Annotated in this window: 22 protein-coding genes and 1 riboswitch; of the genes, 11 read left to right on the forward strand and 11 right to left on the reverse strand. The window is 61.1% G+C overall.

The window, feature by feature from the left end; genetic code table 11:
- Positions 1–541: 541 nt before the first annotated feature.
- The 3 genes from AA309_RS04225 to chrA all read left to right on the forward strand — a co-directional run bounded on the left by AA309_RS04225 (position 542) and on the right by chrA (position 3,678).
- Positions 542–1,306 carry an LOG family protein gene (locus AA309_RS04225; protein WP_047187752.1) on the forward strand — a complete coding sequence of 255 codons (765 nt, stop codon included), beginning with the start codon at positions 542–544 and terminating at the stop codon, positions 1,304–1,306.
- Between the two features lie 145 nt (positions 1,307–1,451).
- The gene (locus AA309_RS04230; protein ID WP_047187753.1) at positions 1,452–2,276 is read left to right on the forward strand and encodes a chromate resistance protein ChrB domain-containing protein; all 825 of its coding nucleotides are present in this window, start codon (positions 1,452–1,454) and stop codon (positions 2,274–2,276) included.
- A gap of 1 nt (position 2,277) precedes the next feature.
- Positions 2,278–3,678, forward strand: a complete 1,401-nt coding sequence (gene chrA / locus AA309_RS04235) for a chromate efflux transporter (RefSeq protein WP_047187754.1) — start codon at positions 2,278–2,280, stop codon at positions 3,676–3,678.
- A 45-nt stretch (positions 3,679–3,723) separates the two neighbouring features.
- Here the strand turns inward: chrA and AA309_RS04240 are convergent, their stop codons facing one another.
- From AA309_RS04240 to AA309_RS04260, 5 genes are all read right to left on the reverse strand, one after another.
- Positions 3,724–4,503, reverse strand: a complete 780-nt coding sequence (locus tag AA309_RS04240; RefSeq protein WP_047187755.1) for an SDR family oxidoreductase — start codon at positions 4,501–4,503, stop codon at positions 3,724–3,726.
- A gap of 17 nt (positions 4,504–4,520) precedes the next feature.
- Positions 4,521–5,447, reverse strand: coding sequence for a dihydrodipicolinate synthase family protein (locus AA309_RS04245; protein ID WP_047187850.1), 927 nt, complete (start codon positions 5,445–5,447; stop codon positions 4,521–4,523).
- A 133-nt stretch (positions 5,448–5,580) separates the two neighbouring features.
- Positions 5,581–5,754 (reverse strand): hypothetical protein, encoded by a 174-nt coding sequence (locus AA309_RS35745; RefSeq protein WP_047187756.1) that lies wholly within the window; start codon positions 5,752–5,754, stop codon positions 5,581–5,583.
- Between the two features lie 111 nt (positions 5,755–5,865).
- Entirely contained in the window at positions 5,866–8,652 is a 2,787-nt protein-coding gene (gene ppc, locus AA309_RS04255; protein ID WP_084730849.1) for a phosphoenolpyruvate carboxylase, read from the reverse strand.
- A gap of 73 nt (positions 8,653–8,725) precedes the next feature.
- The gene (locus AA309_RS04260) at positions 8,726–10,042 is read right to left on the reverse strand and encodes an Hsp70 family protein (protein WP_047187757.1); all 1,317 of its coding nucleotides are present in this window, start codon (positions 10,040–10,042) and stop codon (positions 8,726–8,728) included.
- A gap of 196 nt (positions 10,043–10,238) precedes the next feature.
- Here AA309_RS04260 and AA309_RS04265 point away from each other — a divergent pair, with 196 nt between their 5' ends.
- On the forward strand, positions 10,239–12,593 hold the full coding sequence (locus AA309_RS04265; protein WP_047187758.1) for a Tex family protein: 2,355 nt from the start codon (positions 10,239–10,241) through the stop codon (positions 12,591–12,593).
- Between the two features lie 59 nt (positions 12,594–12,652).
- On the opposite strand, the gene AA309_RS31645 is transcribed toward AA309_RS04265, so the two are convergent.
- The 3 genes from AA309_RS31645 to solA form a co-directional block, all read right to left on the reverse strand.
- Positions 12,653–12,991, reverse strand: coding sequence for a sensor histidine kinase (locus tag AA309_RS31645; protein ID WP_210166508.1), 339 nt, complete (start codon positions 12,989–12,991; stop codon positions 12,653–12,655).
- 120 nt (positions 12,992–13,111) lie between these two features.
- Positions 13,112–13,273: an HWE histidine kinase domain-containing protein gene (locus AA309_RS35060; protein ID WP_160310396.1), complete on the reverse strand. Its 162-nt coding sequence runs from the start codon at positions 13,271–13,273 to the stop codon at positions 13,112–13,114.
- 523 nt (positions 13,274–13,796) lie between these two features.
- Complete coding sequence (gene solA / locus AA309_RS04275) at positions 13,797–15,005, reverse strand: N-methyl-L-tryptophan oxidase (RefSeq protein ID WP_047187852.1); 1,209 nt, start codon at positions 15,003–15,005, stop codon at positions 13,797–13,799.
- A 133-nt stretch (positions 15,006–15,138) separates the two neighbouring features.
- Positions 15,139–15,245: riboswitch (TPP riboswitch) on the forward strand.
- A gap of 68 nt (positions 15,246–15,313) precedes the next feature.
- On the opposite strand from solA, the gene thiB reads away from it, so the two are divergent.
- From thiB to nagA, 7 genes are all read left to right on the forward strand, one after another.
- Positions 15,314–16,318 carry a thiamine ABC transporter substrate binding subunit gene (thiB, locus tag AA309_RS04280; protein ID WP_047187759.1) on the forward strand — a complete coding sequence of 335 codons (1,005 nt, stop codon included), beginning with the start codon at positions 15,314–15,316 and terminating at the stop codon, positions 16,316–16,318.
- Between the two features lie 42 nt (positions 16,319–16,360).
- The gene (locus AA309_RS04285; RefSeq protein ID WP_160310397.1) at positions 16,361–17,902 is read left to right on the forward strand and encodes an ABC transporter permease subunit; all 1,542 of its coding nucleotides are present in this window, start codon (positions 16,361–16,363) and stop codon (positions 17,900–17,902) included.
- On the forward strand, positions 17,889–18,590 hold the full coding sequence (locus AA309_RS04290; RefSeq protein ID WP_047187761.1) for a thiamine ABC transporter ATP-binding protein: 702 nt from the start codon (positions 17,889–17,891) through the stop codon (positions 18,588–18,590). Before AA309_RS04285 ends, AA309_RS04290 begins: the two co-directional genes overlap by 14 nt.
- A gap of 227 nt (positions 18,591–18,817) precedes the next feature.
- Positions 18,818–19,699 (forward strand): glucosamine kinase nucleotide-binding domain-containing protein, encoded by an 882-nt coding sequence (locus AA309_RS04295; RefSeq protein ID WP_047187762.1) that lies wholly within the window; start codon positions 18,818–18,820, stop codon positions 19,697–19,699.
- Positions 19,696–20,478 carry a GntR family transcriptional regulator gene (locus AA309_RS04300; protein ID WP_047187763.1) on the forward strand — a complete coding sequence of 261 codons (783 nt, stop codon included), beginning with the start codon at positions 19,696–19,698 and terminating at the stop codon, positions 20,476–20,478. Before AA309_RS04295 ends, AA309_RS04300 begins: the two co-directional genes overlap by 4 nt.
- Positions 20,471–21,514 carry an SIS domain-containing protein gene (locus tag AA309_RS04305; protein WP_047187853.1) on the forward strand — a complete coding sequence of 348 codons (1,044 nt, stop codon included), beginning with the start codon at positions 20,471–20,473 and terminating at the stop codon, positions 21,512–21,514. Before AA309_RS04300 ends, AA309_RS04305 begins: the two co-directional genes overlap by 8 nt.
- Positions 21,514–22,650 (forward strand): N-acetylglucosamine-6-phosphate deacetylase, encoded by a 1,137-nt coding sequence (nagA, locus tag AA309_RS04310; protein ID WP_047187764.1) that lies wholly within the window; start codon positions 21,514–21,516, stop codon positions 22,648–22,650. The genes AA309_RS04305 and nagA overlap by 1 nt, the downstream gene beginning before the upstream one ends.
- On the opposite strand, the gene AA309_RS04315 is transcribed toward nagA, so the two are convergent.
- Genes AA309_RS04315 through AA309_RS04325 form a run of 3 tightly spaced genes read right to left on the reverse strand, consistent with a single transcriptional unit; the run spans position 22,647 to position 24,865 of the window.
- Positions 22,647–23,093 (reverse strand): GNAT family N-acetyltransferase, encoded by a 447-nt coding sequence (locus AA309_RS04315; protein WP_047187765.1) that lies wholly within the window; start codon positions 23,091–23,093, stop codon positions 22,647–22,649. The two genes, nagA and AA309_RS04315, sit on opposite strands and share 4 nt — an antisense overlap.
- Complete coding sequence (locus tag AA309_RS04320; RefSeq protein WP_047187766.1) at positions 23,090–23,914, reverse strand: ABC transporter permease; 825 nt, start codon at positions 23,912–23,914, stop codon at positions 23,090–23,092. The genes AA309_RS04315 and AA309_RS04320 overlap by 4 nt, the downstream gene beginning before the upstream one ends.
- Before the next feature lie 3 nt (positions 23,915–23,917).
- Positions 23,918–24,865 carry an ABC transporter permease gene (locus AA309_RS04325; protein ID WP_047187854.1) on the reverse strand — a complete coding sequence of 316 codons (948 nt, stop codon included), beginning with the start codon at positions 24,863–24,865 and terminating at the stop codon, positions 23,918–23,920.
- Between the last annotated feature and the right edge of the window lie 53 nt (positions 24,866–24,918).

The following is a 24,918-nucleotide window of genomic DNA, read 5'->3' on the forward strand; positions in this document are numbered from 1 at the left end:
AGCCACGACACACGGACCCAGACCGGGGCGCCAAACACGGCCCGCAAGGGCTCCCCGGCATCCATCGACGGGAAGAAGATCAGCAGCACTCATCGAAGACAGGTGATTCACAGGCAGGCGCTCCCTCAGGTTCTCAAGGGCTCTATCGCCCTTCTTCGCTGTGAATATAGCGACCTTGACGATAGAGCCCAGCGATAAAAAAGCAGGTGCTGCGTGATGGAACGCAACTCGGAACAGAGGCCGGCTATCCTCCGTTCAGAACCGGAGCCCATGACAAGTGATCCGGTCGTATCCGACACGCCCAATCCAACGCGCAGCAACCCGATGAGCCCAACCCGGCGCCCAGCCCGTGCATCCCGATCCGGGCACTCCCGGCTTTCCGAGCCCCGGCGAGCCCATAGGTGTTCCGCCCCCGAGCCCCGGTGAACCTGTGAGGTTTCCTCCATCCGGCCCTCAGGAGCTCCCGACCGGCCCCGTTAGGCTCTTAACCGCCGGCTTAAGATATGCTTTTACGCGGTCAGGATCACAGGAGCTCCTGCCCATGGACACCGGAAAGCCCTCGAACGCGGCCCAAATGGCCTCTCCCTCCTATCGCTTGGCCGTCCTCGATCAAGATTTTCTGCTGGGCGATACGATGCGGGGCGTCCGCTTCCAGCTGGAATACGCCAAGGCCGAGGAGGAGCTGCGCATCTGGGGCGTTCGCTCGACCATCGTCGTGTTCGGGAGCGCGCGCGTTCGCGAGGACGGTCCGGGGCGGCATCCATACTGGTATGGAGAGGCCCGGTCCTTCGGAGCGATCGCCTCGCAGCGCGGCGGCGCATTGGCATCTAACGGCGGGCTGCGTGACAACGTCATCGCAACGGGCGGCGGACCGGGCATCATGGAGGCAGCCAATCGCGGCGCATCGGATGTCGACGCACCTTCCATCGGCTTCAACATCACTCTGCCGCACGAGGAGGAGCCGAATCCTTACTCGACGCCGGATCTGACCTTCCGCTTTCACTACTTCGCCATGCGCAAGATGCATCTCGCCATGCGCGCCAATGCGCTGGTGGTGTTCCCTGGCGGGTTCGGAACGCTCGACGAACTTTTCGAGATCCTCACCCTTCGCCAGACCGGCAAGGTTCCGGCTCTCCCTATCGTCCTCTTCGATAAGACCTATTGGCGATCCATCATCAAATTCGATGCCCTGCTGGAGCACGGCATGGTGAGCGAGCACGATCGCAAACTCGTTCATTTTGCAGAAAGCGCAGAGGAGACCTGGGCGACCCTGGTTGAGAACGGACTCCTCGTCCCTGGCGCCTGAACTGATCCGGCTGGACCCGTTCCATCTATTCTGAATTGACAAAGTCAGCACGCTTCGTATGTAATATGTCACATGGGGATTGCGATCTCCCCACGAGGCGACATGCCCAAGCATCGCATCCGCTCTAGAAATTCACGGATGCACCATGTCGTCGTTCAACACCATTTCCGTCGAAAAACTCGCCCGTCTCATCGGCACTCCTAAGTGCCCCGTTCTCATCGATGTCCGCACGGATGAAGACTTTGCTGCCAATCCGCGCATCGTGCCGGGCACCATATACCGTCCTCACGACGCGGTGCCGGACTGGGCTCACAAATTCACTGGCCGCTCCGTCGTCGCGATTTGCGAGAAAGGCCTCAAGCTCAGCCATGGCGTAGCGGCATGGCTTCGCCATGAGGGAATAATCGCAGATGTTCTGGAGGGCGGCATTCAGGCCTGGTCGCAGGCAGGATTACCTATGGTGCCGAAAGCAGTGCTGCCGCCGCGCGACCCTCAAGGGCGCACTATTTGGGTCACACGCTCGCGGCCTAAAATAGATCGCATCGCATGTCCTTGGCTCATCCGGCGTTTCATCGATGCGAATGCTGTCTTTCTGTTCGTCCCAACGTCCGAAGTTCAAGCCGTTGCCGAGCGCTTTGGAGCCACACCTTTCGACATCGAAGGTGAAGGGGTTTTCTGGAGTCACCGCGGCGAGCTCTGCACCTTCGATGTCATGATTCAGGAATTCGGCCTCACGACCGAGCCGCTCCTCCGGCTCGCCACGATCATCAGAGGGGCCGACACGGGACGGCCTGATCTTGCTCCTCAAGCACCTGGTCTGCTTGCGGCTTCCCTGGGACTTTCCCGTATGTTCGCCGACGACCTTGCTCAACTTGAGGCCGGGCTCCTGCTCTACGATGCGTTCTATCGCTGGTGCCGGGATGCAACGGACGAGACACACAACTGGCCTTCGAAGAAGGTGGGAGCGTAAAATGCGCGTGACGGTGCAGAGCTCAGGTGCGTGCAGCTCTCGAAGATCCTCTCATCATGGCGTCTCCTTAGGCGAGGCCCTCCGGGTCTGGCTGCGTGTCGCTGCTCTGAGCTTCGGCGGGCCTGCGGGGCAGATCGCGGTGATGCACCGCATCCTCGTCGAGGAGAAACGCTGGATTTCGGAAGAACGTTTTCTGCACGCACTCAACTACTGCATGCTTCTGCCCGGCCCCGAGGCGCAGCAGCTCGCGACCTATGTCGGCTGGCTCATGCACCGCACCTTCGGCGGCCTGATGGCCGGCGGATTGTTCATCCTGCCGGGCATCATCGCTATTATGGGCCTCAGCTGGATCTATGCGCTTTATGGCAATGTCGGTTTCGTTGCGGCCCTGTTCTTCGGGTTGAAGGCCGCCGTCTTGGCCATCGTTCTGGAAGCCGTAATCCGCATTGGCAAACGCGCGCTGAAGAACAGCATCATGATCGGACTTGCCGCCGCTGCCTTTGTGGCAATCTTCTTTCTCGGCGTGCCCTTTCCAATCATTATTCTCGCCGCTGCCGTCATTGGCTTTTTCGGCGCGAGAGCTGGTCTGCCCCAGCTCATAGTGGCGAACAATGGCGCAAGCCGCCAAGACGCATCCGTTGATTTGCTCGGCGATGAGCTCCCTGATCATGCACGCCCGAACAACTGGCGCAGCCTGCAGGTGGCCGTTCTATGGCTTGCGCTCTGGCTGGTGCCGGTCTTTGCGCTTCTGCTCACGCTGGGTATGGGCAATGTCTTCAGCCAGATCGCCCTGTTCTTCTCAAAGATGGCGATGGTGACGTTCGGCGGCGCCTATGCGGTATTGGCTTATGTCGCGCAGCAGGCTGTCGAGACTTATGGCTGGCTGAAACCCGGTGAGATGCTGGATGGCCTCGGCATGGCTGAGACGACGCCTGGGCCACTGATCATGGTGCTGCAATTCGTAGGCTTCATGGCGGCCTTCCGCGATCCAGGCAGCCTCCATCCGCTCATCGCCGGAACGCTTGGCGGGCTGCTCACCACCTGGGTGACGTTCACGCCCTGTTTCCTGTGGATCTTTCTCGGCGCGCCCTATATCGAGATGCTGCGCGGCAACAGAGCCTTGAGCGGCGCGCTCTCCGCCATCACGGCGGCGGTTGTCGGCGTCATCCTCAATCTTGCGATCTGGTTCGGCATCCACACGATCTTTCGTGAGGTTCATGCCTTTACATGGGGCCCTATCGCCCTTGATGCGCCGGTATGGGAGAGCGTCAACATCTGGGCGCTTCTGCTCGCGGCCGCCGCCATTGTCGCCATGTTCCGCTTCAAGCTCGGCATGCTGCCGACCCTGGCTGCCACATCTGCAGCCGGCATTGCTCTTTACGCAGCCGGAGCGATCTCTTGATCGCGAAAAAGAGAGAGGCAGGATCCTGCCTCTCTCGTTAAGACATCAAGTCACAGACGAAATCTGCCCGCCATCGACGCGCAGGATTGATCCAGTGATGAACGAGGCCTTCTCACTGGCAAGGAACACGGCAGCAGCCGCAAATTCCTCGATCTCGCCATAGCGACCCGCTGGGATCCCCGCGCGCGCGGCTTCAGCCACATCCTCGACGGAGCGGCCCGTGCGCTCAGCGTTCGCTGCATCGAGCTGCTTCAGGCGATCTGTCGCAATGCGACCCGGCGCAATGGCGTTGACGGTCACGCCTGAGGCTGCCACCTCGCTTGCGAGCGTCTTGCCCCAACCCACGAGAGCCGGTCGGATGGCATTGGAGATTGCGAGGTTCGGGATCGGCTGAATGACGCCCGACGAGATCACCGAAATGATACGTCCGAACTTGCGCTCGATCATGCCCGGCAGCAGCTGATCGGCGATGCGCACGAGATTGACGAACATCGCGTCGAAAGACTGCCGCCATTGATCGGACGACACTCCTTGAGCCTTGCCAGGAGGCGGGCCACCGCTGTTGAGCACGAGAATGTCGACGCCGCCGAAAGCCTCCGTCACATCCTTGGCAAGGGCATCGACCTGATTGACCTTGCCCGTATCGCAAATGAAGGGCAGCACATCGCGGCCGATCTTGTCAGCGGCTGTTGTCGAGCCTTCCATGGTGCGGCTTGCGATGGCGACGCGCGCACCTTCTTCCGCTAGCCCTTGAGCGATGCCGAAGCCTAGCCCCTTGCTCGCGCCGAGAACGAGCGCGCGCTTTCCTTCCAACCCTGTCTTCATGCTTTTCAGGCTCCTTGTTATTCCGAGCGTTCGATGCGCTGCATCAGCCAATCGATTTCCGAAATCGTCTCCGGGCTCAGCTTCGGCCCAGGCTTGCGCAGCGTGTCGTGAGCGATGATGCCGCGTTTCTTGAGAACATATTTGCGAACGGCAAGACCCACGCCGGGCTGCGTCTCATAGCGCACCAGCGGAAGGTGGCGATCGAAGAGATCGTGCGCTTCCTTACGCCTGCCCTGCTTGATCAGGTTGACGACACCCACGAGCATCTCCGGATAGGCATAGCCCGTCATCGCACCATCGGCACCACGCTCCATCTCGAAGGGAAGGAACAGGCCACCATTGCCGCAGAGAATCGAGACGCGGCGCACCTCGCCCTTGTCGCTCGCGCGGCGCAGCGTCGTGATCTTGTCGAGGCCCGGCCAGTCCTCGTGCTTGAGCATGACGCAGGACGGGTTTTGCTCGATAATGCGCATGATCACCTTCGGCGTCATGACCACGTTCGTAGTGAGCGGGTAATCTTGGATCACGAAAGGCACATCAGTGCCGATAGCTTCTACCGCGTCCGCATAGTAGGATACGATCTGATCGTCGGTCCTGAGCATCGAGGGCGGCGCGATCATCACACCTGCGGCACCCGCATCTATGGCCTTGACGGAGAGCGCCGACATGGCGGCAAAGCCTGCGGCCGACACGCCGACGATGACCGGAACGCGTCCGGCCACGGCTTTCATGACCTGACGAACGAAGGCCTGCGACTCGTCCGCCGCGAGCTTCGGCGCCTCACCCATGATGCCCAGGATCGTGAGGCCCGTGGCGCCGGCCTCGAGATATGCCTCGACCATGCGGTCCGTGGAGGCCATATCCAGTCGCCCATCACCCTCAAAGGGCGTGGGACAGATGACATAGACGCCGGCGGCAGAGCTCGTGAGCAAAGTTTCCTCCATGGAAGGGTTCTTGTACCTGCCCTTTCCATACACGGACCTGTCGCCGAATGCACCGGTCATATGGGCAAATTACCCTCATACCGGTGCATGGAAGGTATGTAGAGACTCTGGGTCTCAGGCGCTGCCAATCCGCCTAGTGCCGTCCGGAGCCACTCTTCTTGCCACCGCCCTCCTGCTTATTGACGGTTGCCCAGGCACGCCGCTCGGCTTCCTTCTCCGAGACGCCACGGCTCTCGTATGATTCCTCGATATGCTCGGCTTTGCGCTTCTGCTTGTCGGTATAAGCCGACTTGTCACCTCGGGACATGAGGCTCTCCCATGGTTGTCATTGCCAAGCCTGAGCCAGCCTCTAGAAAGCCAGCGCAAGCTCATCCGATTTTCAACCCAAGGGCAAGACGAGGGTTCCGAGGTGCGCCCGTCAGCCGCTGTTGCGCAGGCCTGCTGCGATGCCGTTGATGGAAAGGTGAATGCCCTGGACCACCTGCTCGTCGGCATCACCGGAGCGGTGACGCTTCAGCAGCTCGATCTGCAGATGGTTCAGCGGATCGAGATAAGGGAACCGGTTACGGATGGAGCGTGCGAGCAGCAGGTTCTTATCAAGCAGAGATTGCTGCTCCATGATGGCAAGCAGCGTCTTGATGGAATCCTCCCACTCGCGTCTCACGCGTGGGAAGATGGCTTCGCGCAGGGCCTCATCCTCCACGAGCTTGGAATAGCGCGAGGCAATGGCGATGTTGCTCTTGGCGAGCACCATGTCCATGTTCGACAAGAGCGCCTGGAAGAAGGGCCACTCGCGATACATCTCCTGCAGCAGCGCAAGGCCTGTATCCGGGTGCTTCTCCAGGAAGGCATCGACGGCCGAGCCGAAACCGTACCAGCCCGGCAGCATGAGGCGGCACTGGGCCCAGCCGAACACCCAGGGAATGGCGCGCAGGTCCTCGATGCGGCGTGAATTCGTACGAGAGGCCGGGCGACTGCCGATGTTGAGATGGGCGATCTCGCCAATCACCGTCGATTCCCAGAAATAGCGCTCGAAGCCCTCTGTTTCGTAGACGAGGGCACGATAGGCCTTGTAGGCGCTCTCGGAGAGTTCCTCCATCGCATTGAGATACTCGGCGCGCGGCGCAGGTTGACCTGAATGAAGCAGAGAGGCTTCCAGGGTCGCGGCCGCAAGGATCTCCAGATTGCGCCGTCCGAGATCGGGGTTCGAGTATTTGCCCGCGATCACCTCGCCCTGTTCGGTAATGCGGATCGCACCCTGCACGGCTCCACCCGGCTGCGCGAGTATCGCCTGATAGCTTGGGCCACCGCCACGACCCACGGAGCCGCCGCGCCCGTGGAAGAGACGAAGTGCAACGCTGTGGCGCTGGAACAAATCAACGAGTTCAGTCTCGGCTTTGTAGAGCTCCCATCCAGACGTAAGGTAGCCCCCATCCTTGTTGCTGTCGGAATAGCCGAGCATCACCTCCTGAGCCTGACCACGGCTGCGCAAGAGGCGCATGTAGTCGGGCAGCGCGAAGAGCTCGTCCATGACGCGGCTGCAGTTCCGTAGATCCGCGATGGTCTCGAAGAGCGGGATGATGTTGACAGCCATCTCCCCTTCGCGCGGACGAAGGAGACCTGCCTCCTTCAGAAGAAGCGCAACCTCCAAAATGTCGGAGGGATCACTCGCCTTGGAGATCACATAGTTCGGCACGGCCGCCTGCCCGTAGCGCCTGTGCGCTTCAGCCGCCTCATGGACGATGGCGAGTTCCGACGCCGTTTCCTGCGAGTATTCGAGATAAGGTGAGGTCAGGAGGCGTGGCGTCCTGAGTTCTTCGAGAAGCAGCGCAACACGCTTCTCTTCAGGAAGAGTCTCATAAGCTGTTCCCGGAACGGCTTTCTCGAACAATTCGGCGACGACCCGCTGATGCACGTCGGAGTTCTGACGAAGATCGAGGCTTGCGAGATGGAAGCCGAAGACATCGACTGCGCGGCGCAGGCGGCGCAGGCGTCCGCGCGCGAGTGATCCGGAACCGTTCGAAACCAGCGAGCGGTGGATCACCGAGAGATCGCCAGCAAACTCCTCCACGCTGCCATAGGCCGGAGCCTCGCCTACCGCGTGGCGTGCCACATCGCCATGGCCGAAGCCGATGGCCGTTGCCGTAAGCCGCGCATACATACCCGAGATCGCCCGGCGATAGGGCTCATCCTGCCGATGAGGTGAAATATCGGGCGAGGCTTTCGCCAACTCGCGAACCTGCTCGGAGACATTAACGTAGCGCTCATCGAGCGACAGCTCGCCGCCAAGGCAGTGCAGTTCTTCCAGATAGAAGCCAAGGGCGTGCTTGCTCTGCAAGAGAAGCGCCTGCTTGAGCGCATCCGCCGTCACGAAGGGATTGCCGTCGCGGTCGCCGCCGATCCAGCTGCCCATGCGCAGAAAGGGAGGAATCTCGACACTCTGCCAGACAGGATCCATAGCTGCGAGCTGGTCCTCCAGCGAGGCATAGACGCGCGGCAGCTCCTTGAAGAAGGTGTAGTCGTAGTAGGACAGACCATTCACGACCTCGTCGATCACCTTCAGGCGATTGCGACGCAGAATGCTCGTCTGCCACAGAGTCAGAACCGCCCGGCGAATCCCCTCCTCGGTGGCGGCCTTTTCCTCAGGCGTCAGCTCATGGCGGTCGCGCTGGGCGAGGATCTGGGAGATCTCCATCTCACGATCGATGGTGCTCTTGCGGCGCACCTCGGTCGGATGCGCGGTCAGCACCGGCACGACCAAGGCCGATGCGAAGAAAGCCTGCATTGCAGACTGGCTGACACCGGCTTCTTGCGCGAGCTTCAGGGCCCGCGCCAGGGTGCCCTCGCGCGGCTCGGGCGCGGTCATGGCATGCGCACCCGCCATGGCATGGGCTCGGGACCGGCGCACGTGGTGCTGGTCCTCGGCGATGTTCGCCAGGTGCGAGAAATAGCTGTAGGCGCGGATGATCTGGTTGGTGCGGCCGCGCGAGAGGCTGTTCAGGATCGTCTCGAGTTCCTTGCGGGCCGCCTCATCCTCATCTCGGTGGAAGCGGATCGAGGTCTGGCGGATGCGCTCTACGATCTCGTAAACCGCCTCGCCTTCCTGCTCGCGGATCGTATCGCCGAGAAGCCGGCCCAGGAGCCGGATATCGTCGCGTAACGGAAGGTCCTTTTCAGGCGTGACATCGGGATTGATCAAGGACAAGGGACTGGCTCCCGCTCGGCAAATTGTGCGATGCGAGATAATGCCCGATCTACCCCTGACGGCAAGCACCTTCTTAAACCCCACCTCCCACGGCCCAGCGGCCTGGATCCGGGCTCTGCCCGATCAAAGCGAGGCCATAGGCGATGGACTCGAACTGGTCGGCCGAGGTCAGCCTCTCCTCCCCGAAGCGCTCGACGAAGAGGCGGCGGATGGCGGGGACGAAGGAGGTGCCGCCGGTGAGGAATACCTTGTCGATCTCAGAGGCCGAAACGCCGGAATTGGCGAGCGCCTCGTCCACGGTCCCGGCGATACGCTTGACATCCTCCGCTATCCAGCCTTCGAAATCGGCGCGGGTGATGCGCGCTTTGATATCGACGCTCTCTCCTTTAAAGCGGAACTCCGTCTCCTCGTGGCGGGACAGTGCCACCTTCGTGGCGGACACCGCGCGGTAAAGGGCAAAGCCCAGATCGTATTCGATGATATCGATGAACTTTTCCAGCGGCTCGGGCTCGAGCGCCGCCCTGGCGAGCTCGCGCAGTTCCTTCAGATCGCCGCTGCTCTTCATCATGGCGAGATGGTTCCAGCGTGCGAAATTGGCATAGTAATGGTTGGGGATCGACAGCGTCTTTCCCATGGAGCGATAGAGCCCGCCCTTGCCGAGCCGAGGCGAAACCACGTGATCAACGATGCGGTAATCGAAGGCGTCACCCGCTATGCCGATGCCTGAATGCCCCAACGGCTCCGCACGCAGAACGCCATCCTGGCGTGAAAAGCGCATGATGGAGAAGTCGCTGGTGCCGCCGCCGAAATCCGCGACCAGAACGGTGGAGTCGTGGTTGAGCTGTCGTGCATAGAAGAAGGCGGCTCCGACCGGCTCATAGACATAGCGCGCGTGATCGGCGCCGAGCTTGCCGAAGGCGGCGCGGTAGCGCTGCATGGCAAGATCGTCGTCGGGGTTGTAGCCCGCAAACTGCACCGGGCGACCGATGACCACATTGGGCACGGCCCAATCGAGCCGCGCGCCGCCATGCCGCACGAGGGTGCGCAAGAAGGTGCTCAGCAGATCCTCGAAGCGATACCGGTCGCGGAAGATGCGGGTTTCCTGAAACGTCGCGCTGGCAGCGAAGGTCTTGAAGGATTGGATGAAACGGTGGGGATCCAAGCCCTCCAGGAACTGCTCGATGGCCCAGGGGCCGCCCTCGACCTGTGTGCGCAGGCCGTTGCCGTGACGCTCGTCCCAGAAGCAGAGAGCTGTGACATAGACTTTGAGGCGCTCCCCGCCATGGTCGAAGGTCAGCGCCTCGACGTGCCCGCGCGAATCGGCAACCGCGACCACGGTATTGCTGGTGCCGAAATCAATACCGATGGAAAGATTGTGGGAAGCGGACATGGGGAGACCCGGCGAACTCTGGCTGAAGGGCCGGACGGTCTATACGCCTTGGCCTGAAGAGCCAAGAGGTTTTTAGAGGAATCTTTGCCTCACCCCTTCCCATGGGGCAGTGCGACCCCGGGGCTGGGGATAGACCGTTGACCCAGGGGGCTCGCACACCGTAGAAGCCGCGCCTTAGCTTGTTGCGGAGAAGTCCATGCTATCCATCGGTCAGCGCATTGCGAATGAACTCAATGCGCAGGAGTGGCAGGTCAAGGCGGCCATCGAGTTGCTCGATGGCGGTGCGACCGTGCCCTTCATCGCGCGCTACCGCAAGGAAGTCACTGGAACGCTCGATGACGCTCAGTTGCGCACCCTTGAGGAGCGTCTGCGCTACCTGCGCGAGCTGGAAGACCGCCGCAAGACGATCCTCGACAGCATTCGCGAGCAGGGCAAGCTCACCGACGAGCTGGCGCTACAGATCAACAATGCCGACACGAAGGCGCGCCTCGAAGACCTGTACCTTCCTTACAAGCCCAAGCGCCGCACCAAGGCGCAGATCGCCAAGGAGGCGGGCCTCGAGCCTCTCGCCGATCTGATCCTCGCTGAGCCCAAGCGCGAGCCGAAGGAAGCGGCCGCGGCTTTCGTGAATGCCGAGAAGGAGGTCGCGACTCCTGAAGCGGCCCTTGAAGGCGCGCGCGCCATTCTCGTTGAGCGCTTCGCGGAAAACGCAGAACTCCTGGGTGCCTTGCGCGAGATCTACTGGGAGCGCGGCAGCCTGACGTCCAAGGTTCGCGACGGCAAGCAGACGGACGGCGCGAAATTCTCCGATTACTTCGATTTTGCGGAGCCTCTCACCAAGCTCCCCTCGCACCGCATTCTCGCGCTCTTCCGCGGCGAGAAGGAGGAGATCCTCGATCTGCGGATGGAAGAGGACAAGGACGCGGCAGAGCCCGGCTATGTCAGCCGCTACGAGGGCCGCACGGCACTTGCCTTCAACATCAGCGATCAGGGCCGCCCCGGCGACAAGTGGCTTCTCGATACGGTGCGCTGGGCTTGGCGTACGAAGCTGCGCTTCTCCATCGAACTCGACATGAAGATGAAGCTCTGGCAGCTCGCCGAAGACGAAGCCGTGAAGGTCTTCGCCGGTAACCTGCGCGATCTTCTGCTCGCGGCTCCCGCCGGCACACGTCCGACGCTCGGGCTCGATCCGGGCTATCGCACGGGCGTGAAGGTCGCCGTGGTAGACGCTACGGGGAAAGTCGTTGCGACCGACACGATCTACCCGCACGAGCCGAAGCGCCAATGGGATGAATCCCTTGCGACGCTCGCTCGCCTCTGCCGCGTGCACAAGGTGGAGCTCATCGCCATCGGCAATGGCACCGCCTCGCGTGAGACGGACAAGCTCGCGGGCGAGCTGGTGACCAAGCACCCAGACCTGAAGCTCACGAAGATCATGGTCTCGGAAGCAGGTGCTTCCGTCTACTCGGCTTCCGCTTATGCGAGCCAGGAATTGCCGGATCTCGATGTCTCGCTGCGCGGTGCGGTCTCCATCGCGCGCCGTTTGCAGGATCCTCTGGCGGAGCTTGTGAAGATCGACCCCAAATCCATCGGCGTCGGCCAGTACCAGCACGATCTCGCCGAATACAAACTCTCGCGCTCTCTTGATGCCGTCGTGGAAGACTGCGTAAACGCGGTGGGTGTCGATCTCAACACTGCCTCCGCCCCGCTTCTCTCACGGGTCTCGGGTCTCGGCGAATGGGTGGCGAAGAACATCGTCGACCACCGCAACGCCAAAGGCCCCTTCAAGACGCGCAAGGCGCTGAGCGATGTACCGGGCCTCGGTCCGAAGACCTTCGAGCAGGCAGCGGGCTTCCTCCGCATTCCGAATGGTGACGATCCGCTTGATGCCTCCGGCGTTCACCCGGAGGCCTATCCCGTCGTGCGTCGCATTCTCGAATCGACGAAGAACGACATCAAGGTTCTGATCGGCAATGGCGGCGTGCTGAAAAAGCTCAAGCCTGAGAGCTTCACGGATGAGAAATTCGGAGTGCCGACCGTGAAGGATATCCTCTCCGAGCTCGAAAAGCCGGGCCGCGATCCTCGCCCCGAATTCAAGACAGCGACCTTCATGGAAGGTGTCGAGACGATCGGCGATCTGAGGCCGGGAATGATGCTGGAAGGCGTGGTGACGAATGTTGCCGCTTTCGGTGCCTTCGTCGATATCGGCGTTCATCAGGATGGCCTCGTGCACATCTCCGCTTTGTCGGACACCTTCGTGAAAGATCCACGCGACGTGGTGAAGCCCGGCGACATCGTGAAGGTGAAGGTGCTTGAGGTCGATATTCCGCGCAAGCGCATTTCGCTGACGATGCGCATGAGCGACCCTACGGGGAAACGTCCGGCCGGCCGTTCCGACGAGAACCGTGGCGCTTTCCAAAAGCATCGTTCTCAAGCGGAGAAGAAGCCTGCGACTTCGGCAGGTTCGGCAGCGTCTGGAGGCGCCTTGGCGGATGCTCTGCGTCGTGCCGGAATGACATCCTCGGTGAAGGACAAGAACGCGCGTCGCTGATCGTTTCTGATGAAGAGACGGCGAATATCATGATCGCATGAGAGCGAGGTGATCGCCTCTCATGCGAGCTTCGCCCGTGCTGCGTGGTAATCGACGGTTTCAGCCTCGGGGAGAGGGAAGCTGAAGGTACAGACGAGTCCCGTAGGCCGATAATCGAGAGTGACCGATCCGCCCAATTCCCGGCTCAAACCGCGCTCAATCAGCCGTGAACCGAAGCCCTTGCGAGTGGGCTTCCATGTCAATGGCCCACCTGTTTCCGTCCATGTGAGCGACAGTTGCGGCCCTTCATCTGTTTTGATCAGATTCCAAATGATCTGGAGCTCGCCGGCTTCTGCGGAGAGCGAGCCATACTTGACCGCATTCGTTGCAAGCTCATGCAGCGCCATCGCGAACGGCAAGGCCACCCTGGGCGGGAGCTGAATTGACTCGGCCCTGATCTTGATACGCTCTATATTGTCCCTTTGACAAGGGGCCAGGGCCTCCTGCACGATATCGCGCAGGTTGGCGCCCTCCCAATTCTACCGGGTCAGAACGTCATGCGTCTTGGATAGAGCGAACAGCCGCGCCTCGAACGCTGCAGGTGCAGCATTCGGATCGCCGATGTTGAAGCTATGCGCGGCAACCGACTGAACGGTCGCCAGCGTATTCTTGACGCGATGGTTGAGTTCGTTGATCAGCAAGCGCTGGCAGGCATCCGATCGAACCCTATCAGCCGCTGACCATGTGCGTTCAGCCACGTCCCGGCACAACTCGATCTCGCTCTGGCTCCAATACCGTTTGGCGACATGATCACACAGAGAGATGCCCGCAGCTGTCCTTCCTTGACGAGCGAGACCGTGATGTTGCCGATGGTCTGCAAAGCCACGAAAACATCCACGTTGTGTGCAACTCGCGGATCGGATAGGGCATCGCTGATCACGATCATCCGCCCAGCCCGACCGTCGATCCGAGCCCGAGGATTCCAGCCAATATTCGCCAATCCGGGATTGGCAGATCGATCCTCCTTGAACCTGCCTTGATCCTTGAAGGCCAAGACGCTCTCCGACGAACCTGTGCTTGAGCGTCTCACCTCAATCGTTTCGTTGATGCGAATGGTGAAGGTTGCGACTTTTTTCGAGCACCAGCATGGCGTCCGCGCCAATTCCAGGCATGGATGGCACGCGTTGTCGGCACGCATTGTCGCACCCTATCATCAATGAAAATTCATTCTGCCGCGGAAGCCCTCTGGCTCATCAGGTTCTCGAACCGCGCGAGGCCAAATGCGGAGATATTAATCCTACTCCTCCCATCGACGATGCATTGTGCAGCGACTTCGCCAATGGCTGCGGAATGCTTGAATCCGTGCCCCGAACAGGGAGAGACCACGAGGATCCGATCATTCTCGGCATGTCGGTCGATCAGGAAGTTGGAATCAGGGGTAACAGTATAAAGACAAGTCATGGCTCGCTGAGCATGAGGCCTCAAGCCCTGGACGCGACCTGCCAAGTGCTCGTTGCGCATGGCCGCGGATTCTGCGGGAGCGACGGCCCGCTCGATCTTATCGGGATGAACGAACGCATCATATTGCTCACCGGCTGTCTTGATGGCGTTGCTGCCGCTCAAGGATGGGAAACCGTAGAATAAATCATTGGGGCTTGATCCATGCGACCAGATGAAGACCGGGCTTTTAGCCCAATGCTCTGCGTAACTGGGATCGACCTCGAACCAGTGCATGACTTGGCGACTGGGAGAAAGCAGCCGCGTGAAAGGACCTCCCAGCAGCGACGGCGCCCAGGACCCGGCGGAGATGATGGCCTGTGCAGCCAGAAGCTCGCCCTGCTCCGTGACGACCCGCACGCCGTCGCCATCTGGTGCAACGGAGAGCACGCGCGTTCCAAGTTGCGTTATGGCTCCGAGAGCACGTGCGCGTTCCAATTGGACGGCAACGCAGCGTTCGGGATTGAGATAGCCTCCGCCTGGTTCGAAATAACCAATCTCGTCCTCGCGTGGCGTAAATTGCGGATACCGACGGCGGATCTCCGGGGCATCCAGCATCTCGTGAGGAATGTTGTAGGCTATCGCCGCCTTCTGCGTGCGCGCCAGGAATGCTGCGCGGATCGTGCCGTTGGAAACAGGAGCGGTCGTTTCTACGATGAGGCATCCGCTTCGCGTGAGGAGTTGCTCTCCGGTCTCGGCCTCCAACTCTTTCCAGATCTCGTTGGAGCGGAGCACAAGCGGCACATAGACCTCGCCTTCGCCGACGGCCTGACGGGTGATCCGCGTCTCGCCATACGTTGAACCCTGGTCATGAGGAGGAGCGAAACGGTCGATACCGACAGCCCTCACGCCTCGCTTGGCCAATTGGTAGAGGGCGGCGGAGCCCATGGCACCGAGTCCGATGACGGCAACATCACAAGATTGGGGGAGGCTCATTGTGCGCAACATCCACAAGTTCCTTCTAATCCAAACAGAATCGAAGATCTGCCGCAAGGGCAAGGTGGAACAGCCCTGGGTTGAACGGCCTAGTCCTCATCTTGTGTCGTGCCGTGAACTGCTCTAGAACCCATTCTGTCTCACGGGGAGCCTCATACGAGGCTGAGAGGTGGCTGGGCCGCCGACCCGTCGAACCTGATCCGGGTCATGCCGGCGGAGGGAATGAGCATGCGACATCGCAGAGAAAGCTGCGCCCCGTGCGAGTTGTGCCGCCAACCCGGCTTGCATCATGCATGGGAGAAAACTTGATGTTACGCCGACTTCTTCTCACACTTGCCTCGCTCTGCCTGGCGATGAATGTCGCTTTCGCGCAGGGCAAGCCCGTTCTGACGGTCTACACCTACAGCTCGTTTGCCGGAAAGTACGGCCCGGGCAAAACGGTCAAGGAGCGGTTTGAGGCAACCTGTGCCTGTGAGCTCAACTGGGTGACCGCGGAAGACGCGGGCAGTCTTGTCGGACGCCTGCGCCTCGAAGGCAACGACACGAAGGCCGATGTCGTGGTCGGCCTCGACATGAACCTTGCGGCTGAAGCCAAGTCGCTCAACCTCTTTGCACCGCATGGAGCGGACGTGAAGGACCTGTCCCTTCCGATCTCCTGGGAGGACGACACCTTCATTCCCTTCGACTGGGGTTTTTACGCTTTCGTTTACGATGCCGACAAGCTGCCCAATCCGCCCAAGAGCCTGAAGGAGCTCGTCGAGAATCCCAACGGTCCGAAGGTGGTGCTGCAGGATCCGCGCACCAGTGCGCCGGGCCTCGGCCTACTGCTGTGGATGCAGAAGGTCTATGGCGACAAGGCAGGTGAAGCCTGGGCGCGGTTGAAGCCACGCATCGTGACATTCACGAAGGGATGGTCGGAGGCCTATGGACTGTTCCTGAAAGGCGAAGCGGATATGGTGATGTCCTACACGACGTCGCCGGCCTATCACATCTCTGCGGAGAAGAAGAACAACTACAAGGCGGCCTCTTTCACGGAAGGGCACTACCTGCACGTCGAGCTTGCCGGCATGACACGCACGTCGGAGCAGCCGGAGCTTGCCAAGAAGTTCATGGCCTTTGTGCTGAGCGAGCCCTTCCAGTCCGCCATGCCCGAAGGCAACTGGATGATGCCGGCCAAAAATCCGGCACCGGGACTGCCCGCCTCCTTCAGGGATCTTATACAGCCTCAGAAGGCCCTGCTATTCACGCCAGAGGAAGTGCAGCAGAACCGCCGTGCCTTCACCGACGCTTGGCTCAACGCCACCGCGCGCTGAAGCATGATGATGGCGAGGAAGCTGCCCCATCCTGGAAGTCTCGTGGCTTTTGCCATCGTAGCCCTGGTTGTGGGTGGCTTCCTTGCTCTTGCGACTGTCGGTGGAGAGAAGCCTACGCTTCTCTCCATCGGCCCCTATTTGTGGCGTATCCTCGCTTTCTCCATCATCCAGGCCGCGCTTTCTACGATTCTCTCACTTGTTCTCGGAACTGCCCTGGCGCTCGCGCTGGCACGCCGCCGCTTTCCAGCGCGTGACATGATTCTGGCGCTGCTGGGCACCACGATGGTGATCCCCACCATCGTCGCCGTCTTTGCGGTCTTTGCCGTTTATGGGCGCAGTGGCTGGATGGCCGATATGGTGTCTCTTCTCGGATGGAAGGACAGCTTCAGCATCTTCGGTTATCCCGGCATCCTCATCGCTCATATTTTTCTGAATGCGCCTTTCGTGGCCCGCATCCTTCTCGACCCGTTGAACTTCGTGCCTGCGGAACATTGGCGTCTTGCGTCGGCTTTCGGGTTCACACCCGCACAGATTTTTCGCCATCTCGACTGGCCCGTTCTGCATGCAGAACTGCCAGGTCTGGCAGGACTCGTGTTCCTGCTGTGCTTCAAAAGCTTCGCCATCGTGCTGGCGCTCGGCGGAGGGCCGAGCCGATCCACTCTCGAAGTCGCCATCTATGAAGCGCTCAAAATCGACCTCGATTTCGGCCGTGCGGCTTGGCTCTCCCTGATCCAACTGGTCATCTGCCTGACGCTGACTGGCCTTCTCACTTGGGCCCTGAAGAGACCTCCCACGTCCCATACCGTTCGCGGCCTGATCCGGCGTCCCGATGCACGAGACGGACGCCTGATAATTCTCGACACTGTCGTGCTGGTGGCAGGAACGCTGTTCATCGCCCCTCTGGCTCTGAGCCTACTGAGCGGGCTGAGCCATATAGCCAATGTCATCGACGCTGATTTTCTGCAGGCCTTCATCACGAGCATCGTGATTGCAGTCGTTGCTGCGGCGATTGCCTGCATTCTCGCGCTTGCGCTCGCGTCCGCCGCGCGGCGCTGGCGCATCGTCCTGCGCTCGCCTCGCATCGCTGCTTTCTATGACTTTCTTCCCAATACACTGCTCGCCGTGCCACCTTTCGCGCTGACGGCAGGGCTGTTTCTCATGGCGAGGCGGTTGGCCGATCCTTCATCGATCGGGATCGTTCTTCTGCCGCTCATGAACGGGCTGGCTGCCATTCCCTTTGCTTACCGCTCCCTCGCCCCTCGTCTTCTGACGACCGAAGAACGCTATGGCCGCGTGGCTGCTTCGCTTGGCATCACGGGCTTGAAGAAACTCACCATTATGGACTGGCCTTTGCTCAAGCGCCCCTTCGGCGCGGCCTTCGCATTGGCCATGGCACTCTCGTTCGGCGATTTTGGCATCATCGCTCTGTTCGGCGGACAGGAACTCATCACCCTGCCTTATCTTCTGTTCGAGAATCTGGGAGCGTATCGGCTCGACGAAGCATCGGCCATCGGCCTTTTCATCGTGCTCGTCGCCTTTCTCCTCGCTTATGTTTCAGGTCGCTTGTCCCATGCTGGTGATTGAAAACTGCCGCCTTACCTGGCCCGACTTTTCGGCCGATTACACCATGAACGTGAAGAGCGGCGCGCTTTGCGCCGTCATCGGCCCATCGGGCGGTGGAAAGACCACCTTGCTGCACATGATCGCGGGTTTCGAGACGCCAGAGAGCGGCACGCTCACCTTCGGTGGATTAGACTTACTGCCGCTCGAACCCGCCAAGCGTCCTGCGACAATCGTGTTTCAGGACCACAATCTCTTTCCGCATCTGACAGCTGCGCAGAACGTCGCTCTGGGCATCCGTCCCTCGCTACGCATGTCCAACGATGAGCAAGCGCTCATCGAAGAGATGCTTGAAGCCGTAGGCTTGAAGGGCTTCGGCACGCGAAAGCCTGGCGAAATGTCGGGCGGACAGCGGCAGCGTGTGGCGCTGGCGCGTGCACTTGTGTCGGGCCGCCCGCTGATCCTGCTCGACGAGCCCTTCAGCAGCCTCGATCCGGGTTTGCGCCGAGACATGGTCCAGCTCGTCGGCGAACTGCGCCGGAAACGCCCCGTGACCATCCTCATGACGATCCACACGCCTGAGGATGTGGCCGATCTGGCCGACCAGATGGTCTTCGTCGCCGATGGCAGGGTGATCGCCTCCGGCAAGCCCTCCGCCATTCTTCACGGCTCCCTCGCTCCAAGGATTGCTGCTGCGGTTTCCGATACCTGAAGCGCACCAGGGGTCTTCAGCCTCAAGTGACCTCATACTGGTATAGCCAGCAAACCAGCTAATATCCTGTACCAGCATCGTTTTCGCGGTAATGACTTCACTCCGCCATTCTGCTTAGATCATTGCCGCTGAAAGCCTGGGTGGGTTTGTCGCGCCCCTTCACGAACTGGATATTAAGTGGCATTATAGAGGTTCGATAGCTCGCGACCTCGAGAATTCCTCTTCCCATGACCAAACCCCTTTTCCTCGGCATCGACGGCGGTGGCACGAAATGCCGGGCGCGGCTTCGAGATGCCGATGGCGCCTTGCTGGGAGAAGGAACGGGTGGCCCGTCGAATATTCGCCTCGATCCCGATCTGGTCTGGAACTCCATTCTGACTGCCTGCCGTGAAGCGCTGGCCCAAGCCGGATTGCAGGAAGGTAACCTCAAGACAATACATGCCGGCATGGGGGCAGCAGGCGCAGGGCAGGCGAGCGCGGTGGAGCGGCTTCTCTCCCGCCCCAACCCCTTCGCCGCTTTCGCTATCGATACGGATGCACATACTGCCTGGCTCGGTGCCTTTAATGGGGGCGATGGTGCCATCCTGATCCTGGGCACGGGCTCGTGCGGCTATGGCGGCGTGAATGGGCAGTGCCGTTACGTCGGCGGCTGGGGCTTCGAGATTTCCGATGAAGGCAGCGGAGCCGCCCTGGGGCGCGATCTTCTGCGCCGCTGCGTCTGGGCGCATGACGGGCGGGTCCCTTCCACTCCCCTCTCCGATGCACTTCTGGCCGAGTTCAACAACGATCTCGAGGTGCTGGTTGATTGGGTCGGCAATGCGCGCCCCGGAGACTACGCCCGCTATGCGCCGCTGGTGTTCGAATATGCCAACAGGCGCGATCCGCTGGGCATTGCCCTAGTCGAGGATTCAGCCGCTGGCGCCACGCGCATCGCGACGCGCCTGCTCGAAATCGGCGCACCGGCCTTGTGCCTGTTCGGCGGCTTGGCGGATCCTTTAAGGCCCTGGCTGCCGCCTCCGATTCAACAAACAATCGTGCCGCCTCAGGCAGATGCCTTGGATGGGGCCATTCTTCTGGGGCGGAATGCCTCGTCGCGGAGGCAGCCATGAATGACCACGCCACTGCAGCTCTTGCTCTTCCGCTGGACGAATCCAATCCCACACCGCTCTACCTCCAGCTCCAGCAATCCATCGAGGACGCTGTCCGCAAAGGTTCGCTGAAAGCAGACGACGCTCTTCCCGGCGAGCGCGACCTCGCCAAGCAACTCGGTATCTCGCGCGTGACCGTGCGCAAGGCCATTACCGGACTGGTAAAGAAGGGTGTGCTCATTCAGCGCTGGGGGTCGGGCACCTTTATCGCGCCGCAGATGCGTCTGGAGCAGCCGCTCTCGCAACTGTCGAGCTTTACGGACGATATGTCCGCGCGAGGCCTGCAATCCTCCGCCGTTCTGTTGAACCGCTCCACCGGTCAAGCCTCGCCTGATGAGCTGATGGCGCTGGGCCTCTCTCCCGGCGAGAGCGTGAGCCGCGTCAATCGGTTGCGCATGGCCAACGGCATCCCCATGGCCATCGAACATGCGGTGATCCCGTCTCGCTTCCTGCCGGATCCCAGCTTGGTGAAGCAATCGCTTTACGCTGCATTGCATGAACAAGGTTATATGCCGGCCCGCGCCTTGCAACGGCTTCATGCGGTGCTGCTGAACGAGGAACAGGCGACCCTGCTCCACGTTCCACCTCAGAGCCCTGCCCTTTACATCGAGCGCCGCTCGTTCACGGCAGCAGGCGAAGTCGTCGAGTTCACCTCGTCCTATTACCGGGGCGATGCCTATGATTTCGTGGCCGAGCTGACTATCAGCCCGCCCGAGCGGATGTCGCATGATGATGCCTGATTTGAATTCTTCCATAACCGCCATGTTGAGCGAGGCCCGCGAAGCCCCGGAGGTGGTGGCGCGCCTGCTCACCAGCAATGCGGCTCTGTGCCGTGACCTCGGCGAGCGCCTTCGTCAATCACCTCCGCCGTTCGCTGTCACCTGCGCGCGCGGCAGCTCGGACAATGCGGCGACCTTCGTCAAATACCTGCTCGAAATTCATTCAGGTCTCGTCACCGCCTCTGTTGGTCCCTCCGTGACATCGGTGTATGAGGCTCGCCCTCGCATGCGCGACGCGTTGTTCCTCGCCGTCTCGCAATCGGGCCGCAGCCCGGACATTCTCAATCTTGCGCAGGCCGGCCGCGATGACGGGGCATTGACGGTGGCTCTCGTCAACGACACCGCATCACCCCTGGCCTCTACCTGCGAGGTCGTGCTGCCGCTCCATGCAGAGTCAGAAAAAAGTGTTGCCGCGACAAAGTCATTCATCGCAGCGCTCGCCGCAGGCTTTCAGCTGGTGGCGCACTGGTCGCAGGACCAGGAGCTGCTTGCAGCCCTCGATACCTTGCCGGATGTCCTTGCCAAGGCTGCTGCCATCGACTGGTCGGCGGCGCTCCCTGAGCTGTCCCAAGCCAACGACCTCTTCGTCGTCGGGCGCGGCGTCGGTTTCGCCGTTGCGCAGGAAGCGGCGCTCAAGCTGAAGGAAACCTCGGGCGTTCACGCCGAAGCCATGAGTGCAGCCGAACTCATGCATGGTCCGTGGACCCTGGCGGGGGATCACTTCCCGATCCTTGTCCTCAGCCAGCGCGATGAGACCCTGAGCGGCGTGAACGATCTCGTCACCAGGCTCCACGAACAGGGCATTCCTGTCGTCGTTGCGGGTGCAGCTGAAGGGCCCGCGACGGTCATGCTGCCCTCGGTCGAGGATGTGCACCCCTATCTTGCTCCGATCGCCATGATCCAGAGCTTCTATCCCCTCGTGAACGCCATTGCCCTGGCGCGGGGCCGCAACCCGGACAACCCGCCGCGCCTGCGCAAAGTGACGGAGACGGTTTGATGCCGATTGCCCTGACAGGTGCCCGCGTCTTCGACGGCACGCATATGCTCGAAGGCCGCGCCGTCGTCATCGAGAACGGCCACATCATTGCCGTCCCGCAGGAGCGGGATCTTGGCGCAGGGATCCGCCGACGTGCCGTGGCAGGACTTCTTGCGCCAGGCTTCATCGACGTGCAGGTGAATGGCGGCGGCGGCGTGATGTTCAACGATGTGCGCAGTGTGGACGGTCTCAAGACCATCGCCGCGGCGCATCGCAAATACGGCACCACGGGCCTTCTGCCCACTTTCATCACCGATGTGCGTGAGAAGATGGCCGAGGCCGTCGAAGCCATGCGTTCGGCACTGTTCATGCGTGTTCCCGGCGTGCTCGGGATCCATCTTGAAGGGCCCTTCATCAGTCCTGAGCGCAAGGGCGTCCACAACGCCAGCTTCATCCGGCCGATGGAGGAGGAAGATCTCGACATCCTGCGCTCCTTGAAGGAAGGCCGCACACTTGTCACGCTGGCTCCTGAGCGCAACAGCATGGAGTCGATCGCAAAGCTGGCTGCAGCCGGCGTCCTCGTCTGTGCAGGCCATACGGCAAGCGACTACGAGACAGTGATGGAGGCCTTCCGTCATGGCCTCAGAGGCTTCACGCATCTTTACAATGCCATGCCGCCGCTCGCCGGGCGCGATCCCGGACCGGTGGGCGCTGCCCTCGACAATCGCGACACTTGGTGCGGGCTCATCGTCGACGGCCATCACGTCAGCGATGCAGCGTTGCGTTTGGCTATCGCCGCCAAAGGCACGGAGCGGATGATGATTGTGACGGATGCTATGTCCGTGACCGGAACGGACATGAAGAGTTTCGAGCTCCATGGCCGCACGATCTATCGCAAGGACGGCCGGCTCACAACGGAGGATGGAACGCTCGCAGGCTCGGACCTCGACATGGCAAGCGCTGTGCGAAACTCTGTGGAACGGCTTGGTCTTGGCCTGTCTGACGTGCTGCGCATGGCGTCTCTCGTGCCGGCAACCTTCTTGAGATTGGATCGCGAACTCGGACACATCGCTCCGGGTTTCCGCGCCGACCTCGTGCTGCTCGACGAAGGCCTCCATGTGCAGGAGACCTGGATCGGTGGGGAGAGCCTGTCTTAAGTCGCCGCTCCCTTCTCGTAGAAAACGAAACTGCGATTGCGTCCCGCAAACTCGCGTTCGTAGCGACGCGTGACCCGCCAACCGTGGCGCTCATAGAAGCGGCGCGCTCCGTGATTGTCGCGGAAGCACTCCAGGCTTTTTGCGCCTCGTTTTTCCGCCGCCTCAAGAAGCCGCGCCCCACCACCTTGCCCGCTGACAGCAGGGTCCATGAAAAGCATGTCGATATGGCCGTCGGTCATCAGTAGGAAGCCGGCGATCTTGCCGTTTTGCTCTGCGATCAACATGCACTCGCATGATGAGCGGAAGCGCTCGGCGAAGAAGGCGGCATTGCGGGTTGCGAGCACCTCCGGCTCCAGGATCGTCCCGAATGATACGCTGTATGATCTCGCAGCCACCTCAGCCAGGGCTAGAATATCTTCAGCACGCGCTGGCCGCACGATCACGACTGACCTCTCAGACGCGGATCGAGGGTGTCACGCAAGGAATCGCCGAGAAGATTGAAGCCGAATGAGAGGAAGAGAATCGCAAATCCGGCAAAGATCGCGCTCCAGGGGGAGAGCATGAGGAAGTTGCGACCTTCGGAGAGCATCAATCCGAGTGATGGCGTTGGCGGTTGCGTGCCGAGGCCGAGGAAGGAGAGCGAGGCTTCCACCAGGATTGCAGCGGAGAGCAGAAGGCTTGTCTGCACGAGAATGACGGAGGCCATGTTCGGCAGGATGTGCAGGAAGATGATGCGCGCATCCGATGCGCCGATGGCCCTCGCGCCCGCGACAAACTCGCTCTCGCAGAGAACCAGCGCCGGGCCACGCAGGAGCCGCGCGAAAATCGGCGTATAGACCACCGCGATGGCGGCCGCCGCGCTGTAGGTATGAGGGCCCAGCACGGCGATGATGCCGATGGCGAGGAGCATTACCGGAAATGCGAAGAGCACGTCCATGATACGCATGATGATACGGTCGAGCCAGCCGCGATAATAGGCTGCCGTCAGACCGAGAGTCCCACCGGCGAGCAGTGCAATACCGACGGCAAGCACACAGGCAATGAGCGAAGTCCGATAGCCATAGAGAATGCGTGTGAGAACATCGCGCCCCAGCTGATCGGTGCCGAGCCAGTTGAGCTCGGTCGGGCCTCTCAGGCGGCGCGCCACGCTCTGTGCCATCGGGTCGTAGGGCGCAAAGAGTGGAGCGCCAATGGCAAGGACGATCTGGATCACCACCAGGAGCACGGCGAAGGTGAGGAGCTTGTTCTTGATCAGGTATTTCACGACCTAGGCCCTCACCCGCGGATCGACGAGGATGTAGAGGAAATCGACCAGGAAGTTCACGATGACGAAGCCTGCGGTCACGACGAGGATCGTCGCCTGGATCAGCGGATAGTTCCGCTCGGCAATGGCACCGAGGATCAGACGGCCGAGGCCCGGAATCGCAAACACCTGTTCAACCACGATGGCGCCGCCGAGTAGATAGCCGGTCATGATGCCGACGCTCGTGAGAAAGGGGATGAGCGCATTGCGCAGGGCATGCTTGTAGACGACGCGCCGTTCCGGCAGGCCCTTGGCGCGGGCGGTGCGGATGTAATCCTGCCCCAGAGCATCGAGCATGGCCGAGCGCACAAGGCGTGAGAGGTTGGCAAGGATCGGAAGAGCCAGCGCGATGGACGGCAACAGCATGCGTTGAAGATTGCCGATAGGATCTTCAGAGAACGGCACATAGCCGAGTGATGCGAAACCCGGTGCCCAGGCGGAGAGCAGAAGGATCATGACGATCCCAAGCCAGAAGGACGGGATCGTGAGACCTGCAATAGCGCCGATGCGCATGGCGACATCAGCCGCGCCACCGTGTGTCTGCGCCATATGACAGCCGACGGGGACCGCGAGAACCGCACCTATGACGAGCGCCAGAAAGGTGAGTTCGAGCGTCGGCCAAAGATGCATGAGGATTTCGGTAGCGACCGGGCGACCAGTCCAGAGCGAGGTGCCGAAGTCGCCGTGAAGTGCCGCTCCGGCCCAAAGCACATACTGCTCGACGATTGGGCGGTCGAGACCGACACGCCGGTTGAGTTCCGCCATGCGCTCCGGTGTGATCTCGGTATTCGCGCCTAGCATGATCGCAACCGCATCGCCGGGGATCAGGCGGATCATTAGGAACACGATGATCGAAACCCCGAAGAGAACGATAACGAGGTCGATGAGACGCGCGAGCAGAACTCGATTCATCAGGGCCAGCTCTTCAAAAAAGAAAAGCACCGGCGCATGCAAAAAAGCCGCGC

Origin of the sequence: Microvirga vignae, from assembly GCF_001017175.1 — a bacterium.
Lineage (GTDB): Bacteria > Pseudomonadota > Alphaproteobacteria > Rhizobiales > Beijerinckiaceae > Microvirga > Microvirga vignae.